This is a genomic window from Selenomonas sp. oral taxon 138 str. F0429, assembly GCF_000318175.2.
Classification (GTDB): Bacteria; Bacillota; Negativicutes; order Selenomonadales; family Selenomonadaceae; genus Centipeda; species Centipeda timonae.
The window spans coordinates 13,435-24,149 of record NZ_KB290938.1; the positions used below are offsets into that span (position 1 = coordinate 13,435).

Here is a 10,715-nt window from a genome sequence, read left to right on the forward strand (position 1 = left end):
CCTCCTTCGGGATAAAGGCAGTACGAATCAGCTGCGACAACACATCCGGCACAGAGTTGTAGAGCAGTTCCAGTGCCTCATAATCTCCCTGCCGCACGAGGCTGCGGGCGCATTCGAGGTCGGTGAGATGATTCTGAGGAAGATTTTGTAATTGAATGTGGCGTCCCGAAAACCGCCCGGTACGGTTCGCACCATAGAACTGAAACATTCCCCGCGCACGACCATCCGAGCAAACGGTATTCTGCATCGCCTGATATTTCTTCACCGAGGACTTTGCAAGCTGCTGCCAAAGTTCCAGTACTTCCTTCAGCGGAGTGGGAACATTGGCAAGGAGGGCAGTCACGGACTTCTTTTCGAGCGACTCGGTTTCAACTCCCTGCTCCTTGAGCCATGCCTTCATCTGCGTGACACTGTTCGGGTTCTCAAGGCCGGTCAGAGTTTTCAGCCTATCCGTCAGTTTTTCCTTGGTGCGCACGTCGATCTGGACGGCGTTCTCCACAAGCAGCATATCCAGACGTATCCCGCGATCATTGATCTCCTGGTCGAGTACATACTCCTCCCACACCGACGGAGGCACAGGATATTTGGAGAGCCGCTGCTGAATCGCCATCTCCACTTCGACATCGCGGCGGTTGTAAGACTTGAAGAGTTCCCACTTCGCTCCCGTGGGTTCGTGGAACGGAGGCGTTGAAAAATAGCGGATCAGAGCCTTACCCTCGTTCATTTTCTGCTCTTCCAGTCCAAGCACACGTCCAACGCCGGCAAGTGAGAGCGGCAGTCCCATGTAGGCAGACCAGACCATTGTGCATCGCCAACTGTGGGGACTCAGAAAGCGGGCATCCTCGGCAATGCGAAGCATCCCAAAGTCCGACAAGTAGCGCGACAGGCACACACGCTCAAAGTTGGCGTTGAATGCCCACTTGATGACGCTATCATCCGCCAGCGCATCCAGAATTTCCTGCGGAATCCGCTCACCACGCACGAGGTCAATGACCTGCACCGCGCCTCCGTCCACGGAATATCCAAAGAGCAGGATCGCGAAATCCTCTGCCTCGGTGTAACGATATACGCTGCTTTTCCCAATATCCACACTGCTCCGCGTTTCGAGATCGATGGACAATGATTTCATGTCACTTCTCCTTCCGTGACAAAAGCAGCGAGGAAGAATCCCCACTGCCCATGTCTGTCAGCCGTTATTTAGCTGAGAAAGTCCTCGTCCTCATCCGCGAAGTCATCCTCGGCACGGGTCTTGCCGCCGAGCGGCTCACCGTCGGAAATCTTCTGCAGGTTGTTCAGCCCGCAAGCGATGCCCTTGTTGCCGTTCGAGTTGAATGCGTAGAAGTTGATGCTTGCGCGTCCGTAAACGCCGGAGTAGACCTCCGAGTGCTCGATGATCGGATTGCGGGCAGCATCCACGATGCCGGGAGCCGTAGCCGAGTTGGCGTTGATGAAGTAGCTGTCCTTGTATGCCGCATCGTCCGGGCGTTCCACATCGCCGTCACGGAGTGGGTTCTTGATCGCCGTGAGTGCGGGCACGGACTTGCTGCTGCCCTTGAGCTTTGATTGCCCTTCCTCGTACGCCGCCTGAATGGCGTTCTTGACTGCGGTCACGGTCTTGGTGTCGGACTTGGGAATAATAAGCGAGACACTGAACTTCGGCGTACCGCCGTTGATGGACTTTGCCTGCCAGACGTTGGCATAGCTCCAACGTGTCTTGACTCCCGTGATCACTTTTGTCGGATTGATAACTTTTGCCATGATGTGTTTTCCTCAACTTTCTTCAAAATCTTCTGCTGCGGTATTCATCGCAGGCCGCTTGTCGCTCATGGGAGCGAGGGTTGGTTTCCCCTGCGGTTTTACGAGGAAGCCTCCGAGCAGTTCCTCAAACTTATTTTTTCCGAGAAGCGCGGTCATTGCCGTAATCCCGAGCAGTTTCTGCTCATATGGCTCATAGCCCGCTTCTTTGACTGTTTTGGCGACCGCCGCCTCGTCGGTGTATTTCCGATTCGAGCGGCCTTCCACCAGTTTCCAGTCCGTCCACTGTTTTCCTTGGATTGCCCGCTGCAGGGCATATTCCTTGATGTCGCTGACCCATGCGGCGAGCATATCGGCTTTTGCAAGCACCGCTTCCACCTCGGCATCTTCCAATGTCGGAGGCATCTCAAAGTCATACCGAGCCAGTTCCAGATTGTACTCTGCCCGCTTGCGGCACGTTGCCTTAATCCTGCAAAACTGGCAGTGCGCTCCAGCGCAAAACTCGCCTTCTCCTGCGTGTGCCAACTTCGCGGCAGGAACGAGCGTATCTGCCGCCCATGTCAGAAGGTCTACTTTCGAGATGGTGTACTCCGAGATGTTGCTGAGTCTCGGTTGGAAGATAATCATCCAGATCGACTCGATGTCGTACAGTCCGTCGAACATCTGGATGCAGCCGAGCGCGTAGCACATCATCTGCGGATTGCGCTCAGCACTGACCTCAATGCCCTTTCCGTGCTTGTAGTCCACGATGCAGACGGTCTTGCCGGAGATGATGAGCGTGTCGGCTGTGCCGAACCCATCGGGTACAAAGTCCGAGAAGTCCACACGCTGCTCCACGGACACCATCGTATCCTTCGACTCCTCGCGGAACTGCGACACAAGCCCCATAACGAACTGGGCATAAAAGTCTGCACACTCTTCCATCTCACTGTCATAGGAGGACAGCTTCTTGGTCGGATCGCGCACTCGCTCACCAAGTGCCTTGCGGAGTTTGTACTCACAGAGCGTGTGCGCATCTGTCCCTTGGGCGGCATACTCGCTTGGCGCATCAGACTTTTCCGCATTGAGGCGAGCTGACGGCGGGCAGGCGATCCAACGTGCGGCAGAGGATGCGGAGAGGACGGCGTGTTTACGAGCCAATCTTCTCAGCCTCCTTCAGGAGTGTCGCATAGTGCTCCGGCGCAAGCTCGCTGAGTTTGTCTACGCCGAACTTGGAGATCAGAGACTCGACTGCTGCGCTGTGCCCTTCGACAGAGAGCCGTGCAAGCACGGTGCGTACTTCTTCAAGTGTCGGTGAGGATTCCTCCGATTCCGACACCTTCGACTGCTCATCGCTTGGAGTGCTCTGCACGAATTCCTCCAAGACATCGACCAATCGGTGAAGAACGCCGATAAGCTCGGCTATTGCTTCGTTTTCCTCCCGCATGGAGATCACTTCCTTTCAATTGACTGCGGGGATTTTCACCTTCCTATAAAGAAGAGGACACCGCCGTATGTTTTGGTCACCGATTTTTACATAAAATCTTTGAGCTGTGCTTGAAGCCCGGGCATGAACTTATTCATGCGCTTGCGGATGCTTTCCTTAGATTTGAAACCGACAGCGGCGGCAATGGCACGCTCCGACTCTCCCGCCGCCCTGCGGATAAGAATTTCATGGTCGATGGGATCGAGTTTGGAGAGAGCCTCGTACAGACTGCGATTACGCTCCTCGCGTGCTGCAGTGTCGGCAACATCCTCGTGGACGGGAAGTGCCGGGTCATTGACTTCCACCGCACGTTCCAAAGAGATTGTCCGATACACGGGATGTGAGCATCCATCACAGCTGCGGTTGGCGCAGCAGGGCTTTCCTTCATACATACAGTGCTGCTCGCGCTTTTCCCGCTTATCCTCCCGCCAGATCGGACGCATGACGGCGGAGTATTGCTCGGTATTGACCGGCGCATAAATCGCCTGTCCCGATGCCTTGAGGAATTTCTCGCCGGTTGCTTTGCGACGGACGAGCTCATCCATCCCCGTATCTCTGGTTCCACCATTTTCGTGAATCTGGATTGGGACGGGAACATACACGCCCAACTTCTTACTGAGCTGAAAACGATGCCCTTGCTGTTGGAGAGCCTTGACCTCCTGCGCAGAGTAGTCTTTGATGATACCGTTAAGCTGGATTTTCATAGTTTTGCGTTCCTTTCGTTCTTGCCGAACGGCAGGATGCAAAACTACACACGGGCTTCACTCCAAAAATGGGCATAAAGAAGCACGGTGGGAGCATAGAGATACTGACAAGCTCGTATGCTGTCAGAACCCCTATTCGCATCCCGCCGTCCTATGGCCATCTTGGACAACAGATTGACTTACTTTGGGAAACCGAATTTGATTTTTCCTACCACCTCCTAAAAAGTTTTACCTCTCTACAAAGAAGCGGACACATACATCCGATTTGGTCACCGCTTTTTGATTAGAATTTTTTCTGTTTTTTTCTCACAAAAGCGAGAAAAGAAACTCTTGCTCGTGTTATAATTTAGATGTACTAGATTTCCTCTGCCCCCCGGATAAAACGACGAAGGTGCAAGGACTGTCTTGGAAATGTGTTATAATAGTTCTATGCACTATCTTCACAGAGAGATTTCATATGCTGTGCTTGATGAGGACTTCTACAAAATCAACTTACTAATAGCAGTTTAGCAAAATAGCTTATTTAAAAATCGGACTGGACGGACACTCCCGGACGCTCTCGGACAGAAAGGAAATCTTCAAACAGGAGGAATATAAGTCATGACTTTTTCTGAATATGCTACAGGTCTTTCAGCCTATATTTCATATGGAAAATCGGAGTATGACTATTTCACTGAGCTGATCGGGAATTTCATACAAGATGCTGCAATGGACGCCTGTAAACTACTGAAGAGACAGAATGACACAAAGTATCGATACATCAAAGGAATCCGCCTCATTCAAGTAAAGGATGCACAATATCTCTATGACCACCGTGATAAGGAAAAATTCTCGCATTGGATATGGGAGAGAATGGATGATACATCGTCTTATGACAAGATATCAGCTTGGTTGGTCAGACATAACATTTCAAGTGATGATCCAGCCACAGCATGTGCAGACCTGTTAGAGTCTATAATCTTAGACATCATCAACAATATTGCCTCATCTCCCCCCTCTCAAAAATCTGATTTAGATCTGACGCTGATCAATGACATCCAAGAAAAAATAAAGTCGCTCCCCCGTCCGGCTAATGTACCGGTTCCTAAGGAAGCGACTCAAAATGAGGAAACATATATTGATGAGTTGTTTTTGGCATACGGCGATGCCGAGGGCATAGATGTGTTTTCAAGGAATGACCTTATATCATTTCCCGACTATGAGGAGGATTTAAATGGTCGCCGTATCGATTTTTATGCGGCTGAAAGCATACGGCGCGGAGTATTAGAGTTGGGCAGTGGCAGTCTAACAGATCAATTTGACGTCTTGAAATCCGAAACTCTTGTCGGCGTGACAGACACAGCAAAACGAACACACCCGAATGGTTATGAGCGTATGCTTGCAGTAATGGAGCAGGCAGTCACCACACCGATGACAAACTATGTTCTCAGCGCATCTCCATATTGGATCGGTGGAAAAATCAAAAAAGGTGTATGCCATCATCTTGTGAACGACGGTAAACTTGCATGGATAAGGAGAAGAAAGAAGCAATGAGTGAATCCGCCCTTGGCTCAGTCTTTGAAATTTCTCTCCGTATTCTTCTCATGCTGAAAGAGTTGTTTCCTTCAAAATTAGATGAACAACAAGTCAGTGCATTAGATTTCATCTCTGTTTACGCATCAGACTTTGGTCTACTGGACGAAAACCTGCATGGATATGGCGATTACAGATTTAGTGAATATCCAGCAAGAAAGCATATGGTGGATTCTGCTTTAAAAAACCTTGTACTGGATGGATATGTTCGCCTATCTCCCACTCCAACCGGGTACAGATACTCCATTACAGAGCTCGGAATGGCGGTCTGTAAGCAATTTGACAATGACTATGCAAAAGAATACATTATTGCGACTCATGCTGTACTTAGTAAGTTTAATGGAGCAAATGCCAAGGCGATGTTGAAAGAAATAAACAAGCTTACTGTTCAATCACTAAAGGAGGTCGGACATGAATAGATTTTATATTGAAAAACTGATCGTGTCCGGTGGATGGCACAAAGACACCGTCATTGATTTCAAACCTGGTTTGAATTTTATATTGGGGCCTTCCAATACAGGAAAAAGCCTCATCATGGACTGCTTGGATTATGTATTCGGATTCTCCCCGAAGAAAAACCGACCTTCAAAAATTGTTGATAACCAATACGGCTATGAGTATGTCACGCTCCATTTGGCAACAGGCACAGGAAGCGTTATTCTGAAGCGCAAAATAGGTGATTCAAAAATTCTCGCCAGCGGCACAGATCCAACAGTTGAGCATGGTACATACAGCGTAAGTCATAACGCCAAGAAGAATATCAACGCTGTCTATCTTCATTTGCTTGGAATTGATGAACCGCATGTTATTCGTTCGGCAGAAACAGGCACTAAAACCCAAGATTTAACATGGAGAAGCATGCTCCATCTGTTTTTCATTCGGCAAGGAGATGTCGCAAGAGAAAGTTCAGCATTACTTTCGCCCAATACCATAGGTCACACAGCATCGGCATCAGTGTTGTTGTATTTATTAACCGGGAAAGATGCCAATTCCCTTATTGCAACAGAAGATCCTAAAATCAGCGAAGCAAAAAAGAAGGCTGTGATTGGATACATCCAAGAAAAAGTAAAGGAACTCACTGCCAGACGAGAAAAACTAGAAGTTGCTCTCTCATCCTCAAATATCACAGATCCTCGTACGAGCGTCGAGCGTATTCGAAAAGAGATTTCTGACCTGCAGACACGGATGGATTCTGCTGCAAAAGAAAGTCAGCAGATTATGTCGGAAATCTATGCATGGAATGGTAAACTCTCCGAATCAAAAACTGTAGAACATAATCTCTCTGTCCTACACCAACAGTATCAAGCTGATATCAGGCGAATCGAGTTTATTGTTGATGGCGCAGCGAGTATCTCACCTATCCGAAAAAAAGTTAAGTGCCCTATCTGCGGTGAATATGCAGAACGTGTACAGAGCACATCTTTTATTGAAGCATCTGCAGCTGAACTTGAAAAAATTAAACATCATCTATCCGAACTAAATGTTGCTCAGCAAGGCGTCAATCATCAACAAAAAACGATCATTACCACAATCAGGGCATTAGAAGAAAAGAAAGATGCTATTGATACCCTGATTACTAAGCAATTACAGCCTCAATTAAGTTCTTTTGAAGAAAAACTTGAACAACATCTAAAACTGATACGGCTTTCAGGAGAGCTCGATTTTGTCCGTCAAGACGAAATACAGTACAGTAGTGAGTTGTTCAACAAGGAAACAGAAGAAGTATCGCGCCCCTCGAAGTATAATGTGTTCGAGGATTATGACTACGATCTCATCAAAGGCTTTGAAAAGAAACTTTAGCAGATTTTGAAAGCCGCCCATATTGGAGGAGCGAGTTCAGCAAGACTTAATATGGAGAACTTCGACATTGAGATTGATGGGCTTAAAAAATCCGTCTCAATGGGTGGAGGCTTCTGCGGACTACTGAACACAATCACAACAATGGCGATGAGTTCATACCTCATTGATCTTGGAAGGAGTGCTCCCGGCTTCTATGCAGTCGATTCCTCCTTGACGCAGCTCTCTGAAGCGGAACATAAAGAACAAAACGATACCATAAAACAGAATTTCATAAATTATCTCATCTCTAATGCCCACGAACGACAGGTCATCATTGTTGAGCAAACAAAACGTATGCCCTTCATTCCCACTGACAGTGAGGAAAATGCTGTCCATGTTATTCAATTCTCTAGAAACAAAGAAAAAGGTAGGTATGGATTTTTGAATGATGTGTATAATGCGGAAGATCAATAATCCTTATTCACCTTTGAAAAATTTGAGCATGGAGCTCTATTATGTTATATAAAAGAATAGAGTATGGTATGCCCCCCTCAATTTGTATAGTGAAGATATGTGATCTCAATTGTTAGAATGGATCCAACAATACAGAAGCACAATATGCTTTGGAGGAATCGATATATGCCCGAAAGTCAAAATGTAGAATATAAAGAGTCTTGGCGGGACGAGTATCTGAAATGGCTCTGTGGGTTTGCCAATGCACAGGGCGGCACGATGTACATCGGTGTGAATGATTCCGGAAACATCGTCGGTGTAAAGAACATCAAAAAGCTGATGGAGGATATTCCGAATAAAATCCAGTCCGGTCTTGGAATCGTTGCGGATGTCAACAAACACACAAAAGATGGTGTGGAGTATCTCGAAATCAAAGTAGAGCCTAGCACTTTCCCTATCAGCTATCATGGAGAATTCCATTATCGCAGCGGAGGCACGAAACAACAACTAACCGGAATTGCGCTATCGCAGTTTATCATGCGAAAGACAGGGGTTCGTTGGGAGGATGTAACAGTCGAGGATATTACAGTAGATGACCTTGATGAGGAGAGCTTCAAAATCTTCCGTAGAGAAGCCCTCAGAAGCAAACGAATGGCTCAGGAGGATCTTGATCTTTCTAACGCAGAGCTTTTAAGCAAGTTGCACCTGATGTCCAACGGCAAACTAAAAAGATCAGCAGTGTTGCTCTTTTACCACGATCCCAGTGTTGTACAAAATGGTAGTTATATAAAAATCGCTAAGTTCGGAGATGGAGCGGACCTGCAATATCATGACGATCTTGAAAATTCGTTGATAAAGAATGCAGATCAAGTAATCGACCTGATTTATCTGAAGTATCTGAAAGCTAATGTCTCATATATACATGATCGACGAGTGGAAATATACCCTTATGCAAGAGATGCCATCCGTGAGGCAGTATATAACGCGATTGCCCACACCTGCTATATGTTTGGGACTCCCGTTCAGATTCGCATTGAGGATGAAGCGTTTATCATAAGCAATCAGTGCATTCTTCCAGATGGATGGACGGTAGAGACATTGATGGAGCCTCATGACTCCGTACCGTATAATCCAGATATTGCAAACGTATTCTACCGTGCCGGATACATTGAACATTGGGGACGCGGTATCGAAAAAATCTGCGAGGCCTGTAAAGAGCTGGGGGCAGACCTTCCGTTTTATGAACTACGAGGAAATGGACTTCGAGTACATTTCAAGGCACTCCAAGGTGCACTTATTGCTCATCCAAAATCTCAAAACCGACATGATGGCGGTTTAGATGTCGGTTTGGATGTCGGTATAGCGGGTAGGATTCTGGAGTTGCTCATAGATAATCCCAAAATAACAATGGCTAAAATGGCAGAAAGACTGAACGTAGCAAAAAGGACAATTGAACGTGAAGTAAAACAGCTTCGTGAGACTGGTCGCGTAGAGCGCGTTGGCAGCAAACGATTCGGACACTGGAAAATCAACGATTAAATATTGTAGGGTCGAGGCATAAGATTTCCCATGCACTCGACCCTACAACTTTTTCCCCCAACGATCCCTTATTCCTTAACTTTAAATCCAAGAAAATATGTATCATTATTGTCGAACGTGACTACATGTATATTATCCTCAACCTTTTTCTTGGTTTCTTCACTACAATCAACATGTCTTATGCAACAGTCAATAAACATCTTTTTGATAGAATCTCTGTCTTCATCTCCATGTTTATAAATTATAAGCTCTACATCTCTATCTAAAATTGATTGAAATATCTCATCCATCCACCAAGCATCTGTTCTTCCTAATGACATCCCATATATTATAAACAGCTCGGCTTCTTCCATATATGATTTATACTTTACGTCATATTGACTCCAATATGATTTGACCAATCTCTTTTCTTGTGATTCCCCTTTATCATATTCAGGAAGATCAATCCCAAAAAGAATTGATCTAGGTATATCTTGTGTTCCATGGGGATGTATAATCTCAGAAACAAGATACGATGACCATCTTGTATCGGAGCCAAATTTTTTCTTATTTACACCAAAAGATAAATGTGTATCAACCGTTCTATAACAATGAGGGTCGAATTGTATTTTATCTAAATACAAGTAGTTATCTAATAGTGAAGTATAGTTAAAATTGGCAAATACATAATAGAATAAATCATAGTGCCTCGTTTTTGATATAAATCTAAGGCTATCTGGAGATCCCAGATCTTTTAAAAAGCTTGCCATAGATTGTATCAACAAATGATTTTTACTTACAAATTTACTCAACTCTAGCAAAGTTTCTGCATCAACTAATTCATTAAGAAATTTTGTAAAATATGCCTGAAACTTATCTATACAAGTCTCTAACTCTTTAATAGAAACATGTTCATTGAATAATTCACTGATAGTATTTTCAAAGTCGCTCCAATTCTCTTTCCCTCTCCTTCTGTCTTCTTTCATTTTTTCATATAAAATGTTCGTATCATCGGATAAGTTAAAGTAAGTTATGTAGTCATAAAAATCTGCATAACTTGTTGTTTTTCCATTCATTTTCCCTTTTTTAAATTTGTTCAAAACTGATATATCAAACCCATTGCCAACCAACACAAATATATTATGCTGTACATTTTTTTGATTATCAAATTTTTCAAACACCTCAGTGTCATACTTTTTGAACATATACTGTTATTTCCTCAAACTCTCTAAATAACAACAAAAACGAATGACCTCACGCAGTTGATCTCAGGGAAGATATATTAGCTTGTGTATTGTCTGTGACAATCGCCTCTCGTTCATCATTACATTGTATCGTTATCGACGTTACTTCGTTCATCGCCGCTACCAAAATGATACTAGAGGGAAAGGTCAGCGTCGCATTGGCACGCGACACTGTAATCTGGCGATCCTCAATCGGCTCACGCAGCACCTCAAGCGTCTTCTTGC

11 protein-coding genes and 1 pseudogene are annotated in these 10,715 nt (G+C 45.6%); 5 read left to right on the plus strand and 7 right to left on the minus strand.

What is annotated here, in order from left to right; genetic code table 11:
• The 5 genes and pseudogenes from HMPREF9163_RS12400 to HMPREF9163_RS04995 all read right to left on the minus strand — a co-directional run.
• A pseudogene (locus HMPREF9163_RS12400) lies at window positions 1–1,129 on the minus strand (hypothetical protein); the annotation flags it as partial.
• Between the two features lie 68 nt (window positions 1,130–1,197).
• A complete protein-coding gene (locus HMPREF9163_RS04980; protein WP_009440584.1) occupies window positions 1,198–1,758 on the minus strand; it encodes a DUF2815 family protein in 561 nt (186 codons plus the stop codon).
• Window positions 1,759–1,770: 12 nt separating this feature from the next.
• The gene (locus HMPREF9163_RS04985) at window positions 1,771–2,895 is read right to left on the minus strand and encodes a DUF2800 domain-containing protein (RefSeq protein ID WP_009440585.1); all 1,125 of its coding nucleotides are present in this window, start codon (window positions 2,893–2,895) and stop codon (window positions 1,771–1,773) included.
• Window positions 2,885–3,181, minus strand: a complete 297-nt coding sequence (locus HMPREF9163_RS04990; protein WP_009440586.1) for a hypothetical protein — start codon at window positions 3,179–3,181, stop codon at window positions 2,885–2,887. Before HMPREF9163_RS04990 ends, HMPREF9163_RS04985 begins: the two co-directional genes overlap by 11 nt.
• Window positions 3,182–3,267: 86 nt before the next feature.
• Complete coding sequence (locus tag HMPREF9163_RS04995) at window positions 3,268–3,924, minus strand: sigma-70 family RNA polymerase sigma factor (RefSeq protein ID WP_009440587.1); 657 nt, start codon at window positions 3,922–3,924, stop codon at window positions 3,268–3,270.
• A gap of 600 nt (window positions 3,925–4,524) precedes the next feature.
• Here HMPREF9163_RS04995 and HMPREF9163_RS05000 point away from each other — a divergent pair.
• The 5 genes from HMPREF9163_RS05000 (at window position 4,525) to HMPREF9163_RS05015 (ending at window position 9,267) form a co-directional block, all read left to right on the plus strand.
• A complete protein-coding gene (locus HMPREF9163_RS05000; RefSeq protein ID WP_009440588.1) occupies window positions 4,525–5,457 on the plus strand; it encodes an ABC-three component system protein in 933 nt (310 codons plus the stop codon).
• Complete coding sequence (locus tag HMPREF9163_RS05005; protein ID WP_009440589.1) at window positions 5,430–5,915, plus strand: ABC-three component system middle component 2; 486 nt, start codon at window positions 5,430–5,432, stop codon at window positions 5,913–5,915. Before HMPREF9163_RS05000 ends, HMPREF9163_RS05005 begins: the two co-directional genes overlap by 28 nt.
• Window positions 5,908–7,296, plus strand: coding sequence for an AAA family ATPase (locus tag HMPREF9163_RS05010; protein ID WP_009440590.1), 1,389 nt, complete (start codon window positions 5,908–5,910; stop codon window positions 7,294–7,296). The genes HMPREF9163_RS05005 and HMPREF9163_RS05010 overlap by 8 nt, the downstream gene beginning before the upstream one ends.
• A gap of 51 nt (window positions 7,297–7,347) precedes the next feature.
• Window positions 7,348–7,749, plus strand: a complete 402-nt coding sequence (locus HMPREF9163_RS12405) for a hypothetical protein (RefSeq protein ID WP_009440591.1) — start codon at window positions 7,348–7,350, stop codon at window positions 7,747–7,749.
• Between the two features lie 165 nt (window positions 7,750–7,914).
• Entirely contained in the window at window positions 7,915–9,267 is a 1,353-nt protein-coding gene (locus tag HMPREF9163_RS05015) for an RNA-binding domain-containing protein (RefSeq protein WP_037346166.1), read from the plus strand.
• 68 nt (window positions 9,268–9,335) lie between these two features.
• Here the strand turns inward: HMPREF9163_RS05015 and HMPREF9163_RS05020 are convergent, their stop codons facing one another.
• Window positions 9,336–10,451, minus strand: a complete 1,116-nt coding sequence (locus HMPREF9163_RS05020) for an AbiH family protein (RefSeq protein ID WP_009440593.1) — start codon at window positions 10,449–10,451, stop codon at window positions 9,336–9,338.
• 49 nt (window positions 10,452–10,500) lie between these two features.
• Window positions 10,501–10,715: ATP-binding protein (locus HMPREF9163_RS12410; protein WP_009440594.1), on the minus strand; the 215-nt coding region annotated here is incomplete at its 5' end.